Annotated in this window: 15 protein-coding genes; 8 read left to right on the top strand and 7 right to left on the bottom strand. The window is 61.1% G+C overall.

Annotated elements, in window-relative coordinates; all coding sequences use genetic code 11:
- The first annotated feature begins 38 nt into the window (after positions 1–38).
- From dctP to AC0L3D_RS09580, 5 genes are all read left to right on the top strand, one after another.
- Complete coding sequence (gene dctP, locus AC0L3D_RS09600) at positions 39–1,025, top strand: TRAP transporter substrate-binding protein DctP (protein ID WP_287259083.1); 987 nt, start codon at positions 39–41, stop codon at positions 1,023–1,025.
- Positions 1,026–1,098: 73 nt separating this feature from the next.
- Positions 1,099–1,617 (top strand): TRAP transporter small permease, encoded by a 519-nt coding sequence (locus AC0L3D_RS09595; RefSeq protein ID WP_027151277.1) that lies wholly within the window; start codon positions 1,099–1,101, stop codon positions 1,615–1,617.
- The gene (locus tag AC0L3D_RS09590) at positions 1,614–2,915 is read left to right on the top strand and encodes a TRAP transporter large permease (RefSeq protein WP_473644010.1); all 1,302 of its coding nucleotides are present in this window, start codon (positions 1,614–1,616) and stop codon (positions 2,913–2,915) included. The genes AC0L3D_RS09595 and AC0L3D_RS09590 overlap by 4 nt, the downstream gene beginning before the upstream one ends.
- Before the next feature lie 4 nt (positions 2,916–2,919).
- Complete coding sequence (locus AC0L3D_RS09585; protein WP_027151279.1) at positions 2,920–3,354, top strand: type II 3-dehydroquinate dehydratase; 435 nt, start codon at positions 2,920–2,922, stop codon at positions 3,352–3,354.
- A 9-nt stretch (positions 3,355–3,363) separates the two neighbouring features.
- Positions 3,364–4,200: a 3-oxoadipate:acetyl-CoA acetyltransferase gene (locus AC0L3D_RS09580; RefSeq protein ID WP_036261073.1), complete on the top strand. Its 837-nt coding sequence runs from the start codon at positions 3,364–3,366 to the stop codon at positions 4,198–4,200.
- 255 nt (positions 4,201–4,455) lie between these two features.
- Here the strand turns inward: AC0L3D_RS09580 and AC0L3D_RS09575 are convergent, their stop codons facing one another.
- Complete coding sequence (locus tag AC0L3D_RS09575; RefSeq protein ID WP_027151281.1) at positions 4,456–4,710, bottom strand: nickel-binding protein; 255 nt, start codon at positions 4,708–4,710, stop codon at positions 4,456–4,458.
- A gap of 25 nt (positions 4,711–4,735) precedes the next feature.
- The gene (locus AC0L3D_RS09570) at positions 4,736–7,819 is read right to left on the bottom strand and encodes an ATP-binding protein (RefSeq protein ID WP_473644008.1); all 3,084 of its coding nucleotides are present in this window, start codon (positions 7,817–7,819) and stop codon (positions 4,736–4,738) included.
- Between the two features lie 120 nt (positions 7,820–7,939).
- Between AC0L3D_RS09570 and AC0L3D_RS09565 the strand changes: the two genes are divergently transcribed.
- Together AC0L3D_RS09565 and AC0L3D_RS09560 are read left to right on the top strand one after the other, a co-directional pair.
- Entirely contained in the window at positions 7,940–8,146 is a 207-nt protein-coding gene (locus tag AC0L3D_RS09565) for a hypothetical protein (protein WP_198032583.1), read from the top strand.
- Positions 8,147–8,323: 177 nt separating this feature from the next.
- Positions 8,324–9,262 (top strand): carbon-nitrogen hydrolase family protein, encoded by a 939-nt coding sequence (locus tag AC0L3D_RS09560; protein WP_473628306.1) that lies wholly within the window; start codon positions 8,324–8,326, stop codon positions 9,260–9,262.
- Positions 9,263–9,389: 127 nt separating this feature from the next.
- On the opposite strand, the gene AC0L3D_RS09555 is transcribed toward AC0L3D_RS09560, so the two are convergent.
- Positions 9,390–9,974 carry a GNAT family N-acetyltransferase gene (locus AC0L3D_RS09555; RefSeq protein WP_473628385.1) on the bottom strand — a complete coding sequence of 195 codons (585 nt, stop codon included), beginning with the start codon at positions 9,972–9,974 and terminating at the stop codon, positions 9,390–9,392.
- A 205-nt stretch (positions 9,975–10,179) separates the two neighbouring features.
- On the opposite strand from AC0L3D_RS09555, the gene AC0L3D_RS09550 reads away from it, so the two are divergent.
- Positions 10,180–10,899, top strand: a complete 720-nt coding sequence (locus tag AC0L3D_RS09550) for a DUF899 domain-containing protein (RefSeq protein WP_473628304.1) — start codon at positions 10,180–10,182, stop codon at positions 10,897–10,899.
- 52 nt (positions 10,900–10,951) lie between these two features.
- On the opposite strand, the gene AC0L3D_RS09545 is transcribed toward AC0L3D_RS09550, so the two are convergent.
- From AC0L3D_RS09545 to AC0L3D_RS09530, 4 genes are read right to left on the bottom strand one after another with little or no spacing between them, the layout of a single operon-like run.
- The gene (locus AC0L3D_RS09545; RefSeq protein ID WP_473644006.1) at positions 10,952–12,106 is read right to left on the bottom strand and encodes a Wadjet anti-phage system protein JetD domain-containing protein; all 1,155 of its coding nucleotides are present in this window, start codon (positions 12,104–12,106) and stop codon (positions 10,952–10,954) included.
- Positions 12,103–15,567, bottom strand: a complete 3,465-nt coding sequence (locus tag AC0L3D_RS09540) for an SbcC/MukB-like Walker B domain-containing protein (protein WP_473644004.1) — start codon at positions 15,565–15,567, stop codon at positions 12,103–12,105. Before AC0L3D_RS09540 ends, AC0L3D_RS09545 begins: the two co-directional genes overlap by 4 nt.
- Positions 15,564–16,214, bottom strand: coding sequence for a DUF4194 domain-containing protein (locus AC0L3D_RS09535; RefSeq protein WP_473628300.1), 651 nt, complete (start codon positions 16,212–16,214; stop codon positions 15,564–15,566). Before AC0L3D_RS09535 ends, AC0L3D_RS09540 begins: the two co-directional genes overlap by 4 nt.
- Positions 16,204–17,730, bottom strand: a complete 1,527-nt coding sequence (locus AC0L3D_RS09530) for a Wadjet anti-phage system protein JetA family protein (protein ID WP_473628298.1) — start codon at positions 17,728–17,730, stop codon at positions 16,204–16,206. The genes AC0L3D_RS09535 and AC0L3D_RS09530 overlap by 11 nt, the downstream gene beginning before the upstream one ends.
- Positions 17,731–17,873: the final 143 nt, after the last annotated feature.

The raw sequence follows: 17,873 nt of genomic DNA, 5'->3' as shown, positions 1-17,873 counted from the left end.
GTCTATAACCATATGAAGACCATAGGGAGGAAATCGACATGAAAGCTGAAATCAACCGACGCCTGTTCATGGTCGCCGCCGGCGCACTCGCCGCCGCGACCGCCGTTCCCGCCTTCGCGCAGGACAAGCCGAAGCTGCGTTTCTCGGCCGTGTTCTCGGAACAGGACATCCGGGCCGAGATGATGAAAATGTTCGCCGACGCCATCAAGGACGACTTTGCCTTCGAGGGTTATTACGGCGGCAACCTGTTCAAGCAGGGCACCGAACTTGTCGCCATCCAGCGCGGCAACCTCGAGATGGGCAACGTCGCCCCGCAGGACATCTCCAAGCAGATTCCGGCGTGGTCTATCGTCACCGCCGGCTACCTGTTCCGTGACGCCGCGCACGTGAAGGCGTTCTTTGCCAGCGATGCCGGTGCGGAGCTGAAGAGGATGACCGAGGACCAGCTCGGCGTGAGGGTGCTCGGCCCAACCTATTTCGGTCTGCGCCAGGTCGGTCTGAAGCCGGACAAGGAAATCAAGACTCCCGCCGACATGGCAGGCATCAAGCTGCGTATGCCGGGTGGCGACGCCTGGCAGTTCCTCGGCCAGGCGCTCGGTGCGAACCCTACGCCAATGGCCTACGCCGAGGTCTATACCGGCCTGCAGACAGGCGCAATCGACGGGCAGGACAATCCGTTGCCCAACGTCGAGAACATGAAGTTCTACGAGGTCATGTCGCAGATCGTGCTTACCTCGCACCTTGTCGGATTCGACCTTCTCAGCATCTCGAAAAAGGTGTGGGACGAGATGGGGGCCGAGAAGCAGGCAAAGGTCCAGGCCGCGGCGGACAAGGCGATCGACTTCTCGACAGAGAAACACCTGACGCGCGAGAAGGAACTCGTTGAAACATTCAAGGGCAAGGGCCTGAAGATCTACGAACCCGATGTCGCAGCATTCCGCAAGCATGTGCAGGAGCAATATCTTGCCTCCGACCTGGCCAAGGAATGGCCTGCCGGGATGGTCGACAAGATCAACGCGCTTTGACGCGACGAACGCGCCGGCCGGTCCGCTTGCGACCGGCTGGCCGGTTTGGCCAGACGCCCGTCAGGGAGGCATCATGAACCCGGGATTGAGAAAGGTCGGCGGCTGGCTCTACCGGCGCGCCGAGAACGCCATCGCCATCGCAATCGGCGCCATGTTCGCCGCGTTTCTGCTGCAGGTTGCTTTTCGCTACCTTCTCAACTGGCCGACCGGCTGGAGCAACGAGCTCACCGTCGTACTCTGGATCTGGGTTGTGCTGTTCGGCGCAGCGTTCGTCGTTCGTGAAGAAGAGGAAATCCGTTTTGATCTCCTCTACGCCACAGTCGGTCCGGACATCAGGCGGGTAATGACGCTTGCCTTCGCAATCGCTCTCGTCGCGCTCTATGGCTGGTCCTTTCCGGCCGTCTTCAGCTACGTGACCTTCATGAAGGTCGAGAGCACCGCCTACCTCAAGATACGCTTCGACTGGCTGTTCTCGATCTATCTCGTCTTCGTGGTCGCCGTGATCGCCCGCTACCTATGGCTGGCGTGGCGTGCTCTGCGCGGCCAAGCACCGGCGGAATTTGACCCCACGAAAGCGAGCTCCGGCGTATGAATCTCGCGAGCCCCTTTTCGCTGTCAGTCGTTGCGATCACAGCGCTGGCCCTGCTTGGCCTGCCGATCGGTCACTCGATGATCGCCGGATCGATCCTCTATCTCTGGCTTGCAGGGCTCGACATGGGCACCTCAGCCGAGCAGCTCCTCAACGGGCTCTACACAAGCTATATCCTGCTTGCCGTACCGATGTTCATTCTCGCCGCGGAGTTGATGAACGCCGGGACCATGACCGACCGGCTGCTGCAATTCTGCAACGCCGTTGTCGGTCGTTTCCGCGGCGGCCTGGCGCAAGTCAACGTGCTGCAGTCGATCATCTTCGCCGGCATGTCCGGCTCGGCCATCGCCGACGCCGCGGGCACCGGCAAGATGATGCAGCAACTCATGACCAAGGATGGCAAGTACCCGGCGAGCTATGCCGCGGCGCTGACAGCCGTCACCTCCGTCATCGGCCCGATCATTCCTCCGTCGATTCCGCTGGTCATCTACGCGCTGATCTCGGATGCATCGATCGGCTACCTCTTCATCGCCGGTATCGTGCCGGGCCTTCTTCTCGCCCTGACGCAGATGATCATCGTCGCCATCGACGCGCGCCGGAAGAACTTTCCGGTCGAGAAGTCGGTGCCGCTCAGGGAATTGCCGGGGATAACCTTGCGCGCATTTCCGGCGCTGATGCTGCCGGTCGTCCTGCTGGTCGGCATAAGGGGCGGCGTGATGACCCCGACCGAGGCCGCGGCGGTCGCCGCCGGCTACGCGCTGCTCATCTCGGTCGCGATCTATCGCAGCGTGACGCCGGGCCAACTCTACCATGCGCTTCTCAACAGCGCCCGCACCACGGCCTCGATCGGCATGCTCATCGCCGGCGCCCTAGTGTTCAACTACGTTGTCACGGTCGAGAACATTCCGCAGTCCCTGTCGGTGATCCTGAAGTCCTGGGATCTTTCGCCGATGGGTTTCCTGATCCTGGTCAACATCCTGCTGCTGATCCTGGGCTGCGTGCTGGAAGGCACGACCATCCTGCTGGTAATCGTGCCGGTGCTGATTCCGACGGCGCAGGCGCTCGGTGTCGACATGGTGCATTTCGGCGTAATGGTCGTCGTCAACATCATGCTCGGGCTGGTCACCCCGCCCTACGGCTTGCTGCTGTTCATCATGACCCGCATCGCAGAGGTGCCGCTGCGCGACCTGGTGCACGACGTAATGCCGTTTCTCTACGCCATGATTGCCGCCCTGATGCTGATCACCTTCTTCCCATCGCTGGTGCTGTGGCTGCCGCGCCTGCTGGGCTATCAAGGATAGGACCATGACCAAGCCAATCTTCGTTCTCAACGGCCCCAATCTCAACCGGCTCGGCATGCGCGAGCCGGAGATCTATGGGCGGACGACGCTCGCAGAAATCGAGGCGATGTGCCGTGAAGCCGCCGGCGACCATCCGATCCGTTTTCACCAGTCGAACATTGAGGGCGAAATCGTCAACTGGGTGCATGAGGCGATCGACAAAGGCGCGGGCATTCTGATCAATCCCGCGGGTTTGAGTTTTATTTCGATCCCGGTGCTCGATGCGCTCAAGATGTTTCCGGGCCCGATCGTCGAACTGCATATCTCGAACATCCATCGCCGCGAGGAGATCTATCATCGGTCGCTGGTATCGAAGGTCGCCACCGGCGTGATCGCGGGGCTCGGCGCCGAGGGGTATCCGCTCGCGATCCGCTGGCTCATGGACCAGGTCGAACGATAGTGTATCGCCATGCCTGAACCCTGTATCATCGCTGTTGCGATCACCGGCTCGCTGCCGCGCAAGGAAGACAATCCTGCGGTGCCGATCAGCGTGGACGAACAGATCGAGTCGACCCAGGAAGCCTTTGAAGCAGGTGCGTCGCTGGTGCACATCCACGTGCGCAATGACGATCAGAGTTCATCGTCTGAACCAACGCGCTTCGCTGCCGTCCAGGCGGGGGTGCGTAGGCACTGCCCCGGCATGATCGTCCAGTTTTCGACCGGCGGGCGCGGTCGCGATCCTGCCGCGCGTGGCTCGGCACTTTATCTGAGGCCGGACATGGCCTCGCTCTCGACCGGTTCAGTCAACTTCCCATCCATGGTCTACGAGAACCATCCCGCCCTGATCGGTGATCTCGCAACCGCGATGAAGGAAAATGGCGTGCTGCCGGAGATCGAGATCTTCGACCTGTCGCACCTTCACACTGCCAGGCGGCTGACCGACGCGGGACTTTTGGGTGAGCGCCCGCACATCCAATTTGTCATGGGCGTGCAAAACGCACTGCCTGCGGAGGAGAGATTGCTCGATGTGCTCCTCAGGGAAGCGAAACTCCTGTTTCCACAATCCACCTGGACAGCGGCCGGAATAGGCCGCAACCAGACGATCGTAATGCAATGGGCGTTGGCGCGCGCAGCAGACGCAGTGCGCACCGGACTTGAGGATAATATCAGGATCACCAGGGAACGCCTGGCGCGCAGCAACGCCGAGCTCGTCGAACGCGCGGCGGCCTCAGTCGAGAAGTTTGGCCGGCGCGTGGCCACCGTCAACGAGGCGCGCCAAACACTTGGTCTGGCGTCAGGATCGTAATTCCTGGGCCGCAGCTTCGCGCCCCGCTGTCGGAACCTGTTGCGCCTTGGCAACGTCCTCGTCGATCCTTCAAGCGTTGCGGCTTCGGCGGCAGGTGAGGGCGGAGCCACATCATGGATGGAAAAAACCGCCCCGGAATCTGGTCCGGCTGGACGGGGACTGGGAGGGCTGGATCGGATCGACTTCTTTCTCGATGGAGTCGGTTTCGACACACGGCTTGCAACGTTCACCCGCAATAGCCTGACGAGTGGGCTCTCACGGCTCGCCCAGCACATCGGCAGCCCAGGCCCGCTCAAACCTGGCTTCAGCCTCGTGCTGGACGTTTCGAACGCTGGCGATATCAGCGGCTTCGTATTCGCAGATCATGCGCAGCCGGTCGGATGACCAGTAGCTACGGATCCAGCGGACATCGTAGAGGTCGAGGCACGGCGCCATCCGCGCCTCCACCGCGTCGAGTTCTTGCTGGGTGAACGGGGCTTCAAAAGACCGCTCGACGATTATGCGAGGCATGGTGCTCTCCTGTTCGATGGCTCGTTCAAGTCTGAAGGCCCGGCGTGGGTGCGGCCGTTGGAACGCTGCGCGCCGGTTCGGCAGGATGGCGCAAAACTGCTCGCGCCCTCGCGCCGAAATCCTCAAGCTCGATCGATGCCCGGCAATCGTCGTCGATTTCCGCTGCCGAAGAACCGTTCGCGGCCGCGCTGAGCAGGGCCTTGGCAATGGCGATCTCGCAACGTCGGCGGATCTTGGAGGCGACTGTCAGTGCCTCGCTGGCGTGGAGTCGGACTTGCTCCATTCGGCCGGCACGACAGTAAAAACTCGCGGCGCTGTTGAGAGCGTAAGCCAGGTAAGACTTGTCGTCGGCGGCACGAAGCCGCGCCAAGGCGCTCTCCAGCGCCTCATCGGCTGCATCATCCGCCGTCATGACGGCAGCAAGCGCCTGCAGGGCATCGACGAAAGGCGTCTCCTCGCCAATCCGTGCGGCAACCGACCGCAGCTCCTCACAGCGGGCGTGCATGTCGGCATATCGTGCCATTTCGAAATGAAGCGTCGCCAGCCAGGTCAGGCATTTGTACTCGCGCCAGCGGTCTTCGCCTCGGCGCGCCAAGGCAAGAGCGCGAGCAAGATGAACGGCGGCTTGACCCTGCCGACCGTCCCATCGCTCCAGCAGCCCGCTGGCCCAATGCAGTTCGCACAACTCTGTACCGAGCGACTGCGCGATATCGCCGGCCTCCGCGATCAATTCGCGCGCGCGCGCGATTTCTGTCTCCAGCTCAAGCAGGCAGCGAGCCGTGTTGGCGAGCTGATGCGCCTGGATCTTGCGGTCAGCGTTGCGCCCTATCTCGGCCGCACGAAGCGTGCTGGCCTCGGCCCGCTCTATTTGTCCGGCCTGCTGATGGAGAATGGAAAGCAGATAGTGCCCTGTCGCCGCGGCAGCCTGCAGCCCTTGTTCCTCCGCTGCGTTGGTCGCGTCGGCGATCTCGTCTTCAATGGGCGGAAGTGATCGCAATCCGGGACCAGTCGCGGCAAGAACGCGGATCTTGAGCAGCGCAATCCGGGAAACCAGCTTCTCCGGCGCTTCCGGCAGCCGCGCGACATGCCGCAGCCCTCGCTCGGCCAGGCCGGCGGCCTCGGCATTGGCGAAGAGCCGAAGCGCCCGCTCGCCCGCGACGATGCAAGCTCGTGCTGCCATCTCGTCATCCTCGGCGAGCACGGCGTGATGAACGAGATCGGCCGCAGCATCACCGCCGCGCTCCGCCGCCGGTCGAAGCGCGCGCGCGATATGTCGATGCAACAGCTTGCGCCTGGGATGGGACAAGCTGCGGTAGGTGACTTGCCGGACGAGGTCGTGGGTGAAGTCATAGGCGTCGCCGCCTGCCGGCCGCACCAGCCCGCGCCGCTCAAGCTCCCCCAGTGCCATCAGAAGCCCGGCAGCATCAAACGGCCCCAAGCGCGCAAGATCCTGCGGCGTGAAGGTGCGGCCATGCGCTGCAGCCCAGACCAGGGTTTCGCGCACCTGGTCGGTCAGCCCAGCCAGTTGTCCTTCTATCAGGGCTTTCACGGTACGGCCGGGGCCGGGATCCCCGCGCAGGTGAGCGCGGGCAAGTTCAAGCGCAAACAGCGGATTGCCATCGCTCGCGGCGACGATTTGACCTGCGTCGAGAGCCGGGTCGAGCCGCCGGACCAGCTCTGCCGTGTGCTCGGCGCTCAACGTATCGAGTTCGATCTCCGTCAGTCGGCCATCGCGGGCGAGTGAGCGCAGCACCCGCGATACTGCAATATTGTCTTCGACTTCTCCAGAACGTGCTGCGCAGGCGATGACCAGACCGGGGGCTGCCTCCGTCCGGCGAGCAACATAGTGAAGCAGCGACGCGGACGCATCGTCGAGCCACTGGACGTCGTCGAGGGCAATACCCACCGGCTCGTCGGCGGCGAGCCCGTAAAACACGTCGACAATGGCGTCGAACAGCTGAGTGCGATCCCCGACCCCGCCTTCGCCGCCTCCAAGCTCGGGGAGCAGCGGGCCGAGAACCGAAGGCAATCCATGGCGCGGTCGCTGCCGCTGGACCGAGCGCAGGAGATCGATCCAGATGCCATAGGATCGTGCCGTCTCGGCTTCGAATGCGCGCGCGCTGAAGGCGCGCCCGCCGGCAGCGGCCACCCGTTCGCTGAAATAGCCTAGCATGTGGCTCTTGCCGACGCCGGGCTCTCCAGTCACAAGGATGACATCCTGGCCGCTGTCGGCTGCCATCCCGACGAGGCGATCGATGGTTGTACGCTCGGCGTCGCGCCCAACCATGGGCCCGGAAGCCGCAGGCCGCGGGACGTCGTCCAGGGTTCGCCTGGCTGCACCGGAAGGGGCGGCTCGGGCACCTGCGATTGGGGTCGGTCGCAGCGCCTGCCTCGCCGCCTTCAGTTCCTCGCCTGGCGGCGCGCCAAGCTCGGCTTCGAATATGCGATGCGCCCGCTCGTAATGAACGAGCGCGTCGTTGGTCCGGCCCAACTTCCCAAGCAGCCGGACCACCGCAGCATGACCGGTTTCGGATAGCGGGTCGGCCGCAACCAATGCGTAGGCATAGGGCAGGGCATCCGTCGGGACGTCTTCCAGTCGCGCGACAAGCGCGGCGAGAACCCTGAACCGGAGCTGGCTCATCGCCTCCCGCTCCGCTATGCACCATTCCTGGTAGCGGTAACAGAGCGGCAGATCGAGCCCGTCGAGGAACTCGCCTCCAAACAGCGCCACAGTCTCGGTCAGCACCTCGGTGGTCGCGGCGGAGACTCTGCTTGCGGCAAGCGAGCGCACGACCGCATGGTCGACCAGCGCATCGCCAAGCTCGATGCCGACCCGCTCACGATCCGCCACGAGCCGAGCTCTGCTGCCTTCGCCGAGCAGCGCGCGGATCTTGCTGAGGCTCCAGCGCAACTCGGCGCGCGGATCGTCCGGTCCGTCCCAGAACAGATCGCAGAGCCGTTCACGCCGGTGCACCTGGCCGGTGGCAATGAGATAGCCAAGAAGCGCGCGCGTTTTGCGGGAGGCGGGTAAAGCAAGGGCCTTCCCGTCGGCGCCGACAAGCCGGAGCTCGCCGAGCAGACGTACCTGGAGAGGGATAGGACGTTGCATCGCTGGCCTGCCTGCTCTGCATCGAGATAATTCGACGCCGGTTTCCACGGGCGCTCCCACGATCGTAGGCAAGTTTAGCCGTGAACACGGTCTTGCGAAACAGCCTTGAGGAGCCAGCCGATGACAACGACAACGGCGACGAAACCATTCGATCCTGCACAACACAAGGAGACGACCCTCGACCAATGGCGGGCTGCCGCCGCCGCCAACCGCGAAGCCACCATCAACAAAGCGATCGAAGCCGCTGATGTGGCGCCACACTGGTCGTCTTTCCCTAAGCATGGATACCGGGATATCCGACTGGGGTGTGAAGGCTGGGGTGACTGAACAGGAGATCATTCGCACCCGCCATCGCATTGCCGATTGCAGAAGCTGCTGCCGTCGCTGAAAGCCGGCGGCTAGGTCTTCGTGTTACGGCACACCGACACCGACAGGACTGCTCACAAGAAAACCATTGCAGCTGAAGTGTAGTGGGAACGTGAATTGGGAGTAGAGGAAACCGCCATGCAAGCAAAAATTGCCGTCGTTCAGAAGCCGCCGGTCTTTCTCGATCGCGAGGCGACCATCGCCAGAGCCGTCGAGGCGATCGACGAAGCCGCCGATGCCGGCGCCACCCTGGTGATCTTCCCTGAAGCCTGGATATCCGGATATCCGACGTGGGTCTGGCGGCTGAAGCCCGGCACGGATATGGCGTTGTCCAGCGAGCTTCACGCCAGGCTGCGCAGCAACGCCGTCGATATCGAGCGAGGTGATCTTGAAACTCTGCAGCAGGCCGCCAGCCAGCGTGCGGTGACGATTGTCGTCGGCCTGAACGAGATCGATAGTCGATTCTCGGGCACTACGCTGTTTAACACCGTGGTCGTGATTGGACCGGATGGCACGCTCCAAAACCGACATCGCAAGTTGATGCCGACCAACCCCGAACGCATGGTCTGGGGCACGGGCGACGCGAGCGGCCTCAGAGTTGTCGACACGCCGGTCGGTCGCCTGGGGTGCCTGATCTGCTGGGAAAGCTATATGCCGCTTGCGCGCTACGCTCTCTACGCCCAGAACATCGACATTCTCATCAATCCGACGTGGGACAATGGTGAACTCTGCCTCGCCACATTGCGTCACATCGCCCGTGAGGGCGGATGCTGGGTCATCGGCACCGCGACGGCAATGCAGGGCAGCGATCTCCCCGCCGACTTTCCCGATCGCGACCGACTGTTCAAGCCCGAAGAGTGGATCAACGACGGCGACGCCGTCGTCGTGAAGCCGGGCGGCGCAATCGCGGCCGGACCGCTGAACCGCGACAAGGGAATCCTGTTCGCCGAAATTGACCGGGAGGCGGTCGGCCGCGCCCGGCGGTCGCTCGACGTCGCCGGGCACTATTCCCGGCCGGATATTTTCTCGCTGTCGATCAGCCGGAAACCGCTTACACCCGTCGCGTTCACCGACTGAGCCGAAACAGGCTGACGACCGCGCCGGCGCTGGGCGGAAGCCGGGAGCCGGAATGTCGTGGAGCGCGTCCCATGACGCCGTCCAGTTAGCCGGGCGGCTGACGCTTCGCTCGTCTGCCCTGCCTGGCTCAACGCGGTCGCCGCAGCATCGGGACGAGCGTCGGCGATGAACCGATCTGGATCGCGCCGAGCGGTTCGAAGCCGTGGCGCTGGTAGAACGGAATGTTGCGCGGGTTCGAGGATTCCAGATAGGCGGGCGCGTGATCGCGATCGCACTGCGCGAGCGCGTACGCCATCAAGGCGTCGCCGTGACCTTCGCCCTGATGCGCCGGGTCGACGCCGATCGCGGGCAAGTACCAATGCGGTTCGGTCGGGTGGTACTTGGCCATCTGCTCGAATATAGCGGCGACTTCAGGGGCAAGGGAGGCCGCAACCGTGCTCTCGACAAGCGCACCAAGCCCTTCCTCGTCGGGATGCACCCCGGGCGACAGCCACAGCGCCGTCCCGACATAGCCATCGGTGCAAAAGCCGCTTCCGTTTGAGAATGCCCTGGCCCCGAACGCGCGGACCAGTCGCGGCATGGCCGCAAGGTACTGGTGTGCATGCGGCCAGGTCCATCGCGCCATGGGATCGGCTGCAAACGCCAGCACGATTGTTCCGATCGCCGGGTCTTCATCGGCCGCGGCCATGACTCTCACTGTCGGCGATTTCATGCTGCCCTCCAAGCGACGCAAATGGTTCGACGAGGCGCCCGCGCCCGCAACGGGCGCCGCAACAAGCGGGCAGGGATCAGGCAGTGCATCGGAAACCGCAACATCCAGCTGCCATGTTTCGCCTCCGGCATTGAGTTTAACGCCTGATGCAACAAGTTGTTTCGAGAAACGGAAGGGAAATCCCCCGAGGAAGGAGACAGCAGCGATGATGAAACACAAGACCGGAACACGCGAGGAACGGCTCGGAGCGCGGCTCGCACTGCTCGAGGCGGAGAAAAGGCTCATGCGGCAGAGCGACGAGCTGGCGCGACAGCGACAGGAACTGCCGTGGGTTCGGATCGACAAGGAGTATCTGTTGGAGACCGAGGAGGGCAGCGCCTCGCTCGCCGACCTCTTCCAGGGGCGCTCGCAACTCTTCGTCTATCATTTCATGTTCGGCTACGGATACCGGCTCACGGATGAGCGCCAAGGATGCACCGGATGCTCCTTGATCGCCGATCACTTCGACTGCGTCATCCCCCACTTGAACGGCCGCGACATTACCCTGGTTTGCGAATCGATCGCGCCGTTGCAGGAGATCCAGGACTACAAGCAGCAAATGGGCTGGCGCTTCCCGTGGGTTTCGTCGCTCGGGAGCGATTTCAAATATGACTTCGGCGCCGCCTTCACCGAAGAGCAGCAGAGAGACGGCGCCGACTACAACTATCAGCATGTCGACAGGGCCGAGCCGCAGAAGGAGGGAATGAGCGTCTTTGCGCTCCAGGACGGTGCCGTCTACCACACCTACTCCACCTACGCCCGTGGCACCGAGGCGTTTATGGGGGTCTACCGTTTCCTCGACCTGGCTCCGTGGGGAAGGAACGAGAACGGGCTCGAGTTCCCCCAGGCGTGGTGGCGCCGCCATGACGAGTACGGCAATCGCTGAGTGTCATGGGCACGACCGCGAATTGCGTCACAGGGGCTCGCTGTGTAGTTCCCTATAGACGCGGGATCATAGGATCGAGTTCCTCCTGCTCCAAGTGTTTTGCACCAGGTTGGGAAAGGTATGCGATCAGCTCAAAGAGAATCGATCCGTCAGCCCTGGCAACTCTGCTCGCCACCTGCACCGGCGGATTGCCATGCTTTTCTGCCAACTCAACGGTCATAAGGTGCGGGATCAGCCCGCGGCCGAACGCTCTCTCAACCGTAAGGAAAATCCAGATGCCATCAGGATCAATGTCGGACCAATGGTAAAACGGAACCTCGTCTGGTAAGCGGCGGGCAATCAAACCAAACGCTTTCTGGATTCCCGCCGACGGATAGCCGCCTCCGTAAAGGACGAGTCCTCGCCGATCCGGGTCTGCCTCAGTCACGTGTCTGACGAAACTCGTGTAGTTTTCAACCACGAGGACGTACTCCGGCATGCGGCTGAAGTCGACAGTATCGATTGCATCGGCTGGGAAGCCAAGGAAGGAAGCGTCCGGTTGGTGCGCCCCAAAGGTGATGGGGCCAGAAAGGAGGAGGGGTGGAGACACCTTTTCTAGTCCGAGAGCGCCCAGCGCCTCGCGGGGAGTTGCGCCCTCCGGAATGTCTGGAACCGCGCCACGCAAGGCCCTTACGACCGATGCCTCCAGCCGTTCCAATGCCTTACTGTCTGACACAGTCCGCCTGGAGAACGTGCGATAGTCCAGTCCGGAATGTTGTTGTGCGTGAATCGCTTGTGCGAGGATAAGCGCCTTCGCGAGCGAACCAATGTCACCGGGAGCGATGCCTGCCCACTTCCGATTTTTGGACCAGGCCCCCGCAGCTTCTCGACCCTGCTCTGCGAATGGGGTGGACAGCTCTGCACGACAAAAAAGTTCCTCGAGCGCTGAGGCAGAGCGTTCACCGGAAGGAATTCGTTCGACGAAACGATAGAGGTTCGCCGCGTCAGCGATGCGCACGAATTTGACCTCGCCGGCTCGCCGCCCCTTATCCATCCGAAGCTCGACCGCACCCGCCCGACTTGCCTCCTCCAACTTCTTCCGGAAGCGGTCGGCCTCAACTACGCTCGAAAAAGCAGCGTTGTCCGGATAAGCGCGTGCGCCCGCTCGACCATCCTCGTGCCTGTCCAGGAGATGAGAGAGAAGGGCACTCGGATCGGTGAACCTCACTCCGCTGCCATCCTGCGCAACGCTTCATCGTCCATGAGCTCAGGGTTGATCCGCAGCAGCTCCTTGCGGGCCTTTTCCCTCACTTGAACTACTGTCGTCTCCGACTGCCCGTTGCCAATATTGTCTACCTCGACGATGGCATGCATGTAACCGAGCAAGGAAGGCCGCCGCTCAGGTGGCGCAGCCACAACCACCTGCAGGCCAAGGCTCTCATAGAACCTCATCATCTGCCGCTGGTTCTTGCCGTCGAGCTTGGCAAAGGCTTCGTCGAAGACGGCAAGGGCCATTCCAAGACGCGATCCAAATCTCCCCTCGGCGGTTCCGTAAACGGAAGCCAGCGAGGCACCGATGGCAACGTAAAGCGGGACTTGTTGCTCGGCTCCGGAACCCGTTCCGCGGCGAGTTTCCCAGCGTGTCTTGTGTCCGGTATCAAGGTTCTCCATATGGATCTCGAATACGAAGAAGTTTCTATAGTCCTCAAAACTGTCAAAATCGGTGTCGGGATGCTCCAGGATGCGCTTCACCTCATCGAGCACGGGTTTGTGGGGAGAGTCTTCGGGAATTTCGCCCTTGAACAGAAGTTCCAGTGCATCCTCGGACGTCACGTAAATCTCGACCGCTTTCAGGATGGGCGCGTACTGAGCCAATTGCGTCCTGCTGAACGAATATCGCTCGCCGTGGAACGTGTGATTGCGCAAGCTATGGTTCAGCGCGTCGATATCTCTCTTAAGCTTAGAGATGCGCGAATGGAGGGAGTTGACGAACTCGCCGCGAAAGATGGATGAGACCCGCTCGGAAGCTTCATCCGCCAACGCTTCATGCCGTGTGAGTTCGTTCTCTTCGATGTCGCGAATCGTGGCTTCTGCCCATGGTAGGATGTCCTTGAGGATGTCGCCTTCTACTCCAACAACAGAACTCAAGGGGGCAATGTCAAAGTAGCTCCTCATGGCGGCCCGCACACCTCTATCGGCCTCCATCATTCTGTCCCTAGCTTGCTTGGAGCGGTCCTCCGCGCGCTGTCCGATCGCACGATGGATCCCGGCCAATGCTGCGTAGCGGGCCGACGAAAAGCTTGGGATCTGTTTATCCGCCATCCGCTCCCGATACCTGCGGTTGGCGGGCACTGCGGCCGTCAGGCGCCAACTATAGTGGAACAGGCGGCGGGCGAGGTTCCGCGAATGGCGCGATCCTTCTTGGCTTGTAAGGCTCTCGAGCGTCTTTCTCGCGGTTTCGGCCTGTTTCTGATAGGCTCCTTGCCTCTTCTGGATCGACGTGAGTTCGCCGTTCCTGGCCTGAATGTAGGCCTGTTGAACTTTCTTCTTCTCCTCAAGTTCGTAAAGGCGCTTGAGGTCGCCCTGATCCACCGCCTCCAACCTGGACCGAGCCTCTTGTGCCAACCCCTCCTGCTCCTGCGCCCTTGCAAGTAGGCCTACCACTGTCTCGCCGTCCGCAGTCGAAGCCAAGATGGCAGCGGAGCGGTCAACCTCGGAAAGGACGTGCCTGCGCTGGGACAGGGTTTCGATTTCCTCCTGCAATTCCTCCAAACGCCTTTTCTGCTCGAGGAGCAGCTGCTCCTGGGCTGTCTTGCCGATCTTGAGGCGGGAGGCTTCCTCCAGTCGGGTCCCTCGTACCAGCCCATCATCATACAGGCCGTCAGCCATAAGGGCGCGGCCGGGCTGATTGAACCCATCCATGGTGCGGGCCAGCCGCACATTGCCATATCTGCGCTGCAGGAAGGCGAGCGCGTCTTTGTCATCGGACCTGAAAAGAGATGGGAACCAACCTGCTTGAGCCGGATCTTGGTATCGCTCAAGCTTGTTTAGGCTGACCAAGGACGCCTGGCGGAGTTCCCGTCTATTTTCCCTCAGGATGGCCGTTGCCCCGTGGATGTGATCGCGATCGACGAAGATCGCCTCCCTGTCCCGACCGAGAAGACCTTCAGCCGCTTGCGCCCAGTCCTTGTCGGTAAGGTCAATGATGTCGCAAAGCGCTCTCGGAATCATCCCGGCCATGCGAAAGAGCCTCATCAGCTCGCGGGTATGGTCGCCGAGGTGAGAATCCCGTGAACCGGAAGCGGCCGCCTCAATAGAGCGAGACAGCTTACCGACGTCCTCAGTTTTGGTATGCAAAGTCGCTTCCGCCTCGCTACGCGCTCTCCCAATTCTCTCGGCGATGATGGGGAGCGATGCCAGGAAGGCTTGTTCGATGACCGCCGTGGCTCCCGTATTGCCACACCTGACGGCCTCGGCCAGCGCGGAGGCATGAGCCGCCAATTCGCGGGAGCTTACTTCACCCTTTCCGAGTGCTTCGGCCGCCGCGGCGATCCGCTGCATGTGCTTCACTCGCTCGGAAACCCGCTTGAGGCAATCTGTGGCGGAATAGGAATGGCTGTCTGCCATCTTCTTCAGATCGTCGATGCCCGTCCTCGCTTTGATCGCTTCGATCTGCTTGATGATGCGATGCACATCCTGGTTCGCCTCCGTGATTGAGTGGTTCAGGTCGGTGATTTCCTCGCTCTCGGCTAGGAGAGATGCCTCGGCTTCCTTGATCTCTTCTTCAAGTGCCCGCATTGCCGCCGAGGCCGCTAGATACCTCGCCTTGCGATTAATCCAATCCTCCTCGTCGTGTTCGTTAAGAGAATTCCTAAATTCTTCCGCACGCGCTTTGACCACCTTCAGCCGCTTCGCGCGCTCACGCATGTTCTTGATGGTCTGATTGACTTGCCGGTAAGTCTTCAGTGACTCTCGCAGTTCACTAATCCTCATGGGCGACTCCTCGAGGATGTAGCTCCTGACGAAGTCTGTTGCGGACAGGCCTTGGTTAAGAGTCATGCCGTTCACAATCGCCTTTGCAAGCGCGGCGGCGTTTCCCGAGGTTGGCGCCGATCTTGGAACCAAATCGCGCATGTACTCGCGGATGTGATCAGTGGCGCTGTCGCGATGATTCACGAAGCCGCCACCGCATTCTCTCTCCAGGGATTGCCTGACTTCCTCCCATTGCGCGAATTCTTGCCGCCCTTCCCGCTCACGCAGGAAATCCGTCGTCTTCAATATTTTGCCGCGGACGACGAACCGGCCGAGTACAGTTTCGGCTGGCTGTGTCTTCCTCGCCTCCATGGCGAGGCCTACCGTCAGGTCGGGTTTCACTCCATCGGCGTCGCGAAAACTGATAGTCACGTAGGTAAGGCAGGCTTCACGCCGAAAATCACCCTCTCCATGGGCACCGAGGCAGTACCCCTGTACCGTGCGCCTCGGACCGCTTCTGCGGCGACTCTCACCAGCGACTGGGTTGAGGTTCATGTAGCGTCCGCTAGCGCCGGTGAGCACCACCTGGATCATGTCGAGGATTGTTGATTTGCCCGAGGCGTTTTCACCGAGGAAACCGACGTGGCCAGAAACCGGGATATCTTCGACGTTGAACGCATGCCAGTTCACCAGCGCGAGGTGCACGAGTTCCATCATTGGGCATTTTCCCCAACGGGAGCTAACTGGCGAGGCTCGTAATCTTCCAGCGCAACCTGCTCCTCAATTCGCTTCAGCGCGTCGGATCCGGAAACAAGCTTGATTACCGGCCGGACCACCACCTCCCGATCCTGAAGGGCGCGATCGAACTCTCCAAGCCAGATCAGGTTGCGTGCAGCAAGAGCCTCAAGAACATCTTCGAACCTTGACTGGGCCACCAGCATTTTTGTGCCTCTTTCGGCCATTTCCCTGTACTTCTCGTAAAGGACGTTGAACGTGGTCAAGACCGTCGCGCGCTCCTCAACGTTGCCCTGGTTCGCTTCGTCCTGCCAGTGAGCCGCCGCCACCAGGAGAACGATGGTCTCATCAGCCTTCATTTTTGGCGTTGACGATATCTCTTCGTCACAGAGCACGATCCCCGCCCACTGTTCCTCTTGCTCGCGGTGGACGCGGTAGCCGATGCAGTCAAAGAATCCGTCAATCACTCTTCTGAAGCGACTATCCATAATTACATCATAGATAGTTGCCACGCCCCGGTCGCCCGAATACACGAACTGATGACGCAGGAGGTATCGGCAGGCCTTGCGAAGATCGGCGCCCTTGTCCGCGCCGAATCGGGTCTCTACTTCTTCGAACTCAGCCAGCATCGACGCCTCCAGCCGGGACAGGCCTTCTCCGGATAAGGAAATTCCCGCACCTGATCCAATCGCTATCGTGCTGCGGTCCGTCAGAGTCATCCACGATCTCAAACGCCACCGCGATAGAGGGCGGAATATCGCCCGGCTTGGTGAACCTTCGGATCGCATCGAATGCAATGAATGAGTCCACGTCTTCGATCTTAAAGAAGTGCGCCTCTTTCGTCACAGCAAGAGGGACGTTCTCATGCAGCCATTGGAGCAATCGTCTCTCGTCCGGAACGATTCTTTCCATGTACTCCTTCTTGAGTCTTTTACGCAGCGCCAGCAATGGATCCACCAATTTGGGTGGAACCGCCATTGACTCCAAGGCCTTGCGAGATTGCCGCGGTTGCGCGAGATGTCTTTCCGACCACGGCGTATGCATCGGTTCGACCGGCAGGGGAACCCACGCGAATTCAGAGAGAGCGGGGCGCTGGTCCATCACCTTGTGGAGCCGGCGCACGAGTTGCGAGGCCCGGCTTGAAATACCACCGCTCCCTTGCTCCGCATACTTGACCGTGTTCCGGAGACGCTGTTCCAACTGCCGCCGGAAGACGGCGATTCGATCGAACATCTCACCGATCCCATCAAAGACCTCCTGGATGGATAGAAGATCGGTCTCAGCCATTCTGAGCCCATTCTCAAGTGTATCGGCCATTCCGTTCTCAACATACCCCGAAGCGATCGTCCTCATGGTTCCAGGATCGAGAGAAATGTCGCGGGCAAGATCGAGGATATGATCCTTGAACCTAAAGGGGTGGTTGAAAGTGTGGATCGCTTGGAAGTCCTTCAGAACCAATTCGCCGATGAATTCCTGAAAATAGGCGTCCACTCTCTCGCGCATGCTCCGCGATTCCATGATGGTACGGCGAATACGCCTGAGGTCGGATAGGATTGCCCTGAGCGTTTTAAGAAAGGCGGTGGCCTGTTCTCTAGCCTGCACTACGGCATATGCAGCATCCACGGCCTCCTTTACGGAAGAGCCCGGCTGGAGTTTCGCCGCTAGTTCCAGACTCTGCTTCACGTTGACAACGACGCCGCCGAAGCGCTGGCTCACGTCGGATTTCAGGCTGGACAGGAGCTGCATGACCAAGCTTGCTCCCATGGGCATATCTACCGTCACCCTTAGCCCATATTCTTCCTCTTCGAGCCAACCGGTCTGGAGCAATTTCTGGTAGGCAATGCTCGCGACCCGCAACGCTGCCTCCGCAGCCTCGTTCGCCTCGCCAGCGAACTTCAGGCGCCGACGACGCTTGGACACTAGGTCAGGCAGTCCTTCGCCAACGTCGTCGCCCTCGGCAAGAAGCTCGGGCATTCGCTTGATGAGATCGTAGATTGCATGGACGACCTCCTGGGGGGTGGGGAAGGACGCTCCACGAGAGAAGAAACGCTCGTAGGTGTCCAGTAACGCCGCCTCATAGAGGAACCGGAATTTGCGTGAGAAGATCAGAAATGCGTCGTCACTAAGATAACGAAAAAGTGCCATCTGTGGCGTTTACCCCAAGCTGCCACGAATTGTATGCCACTGCTTGGCGAACCAAACAACCTGAGAAACGCGCCGTCGAGAGCAACATTCGGAGGTTTATTAACGAACATTTCTATTGAATAGCCGGAAACGGTTGTCTCACG

The sequence above is a fragment of the Mesorhizobium sp. WSM4837 genome (genome assembly GCF_055811435.1).
Note: the sequence above shows the minus strand (reverse complement) of the source record. Positions and strands in the feature narration are given on the sequence as shown.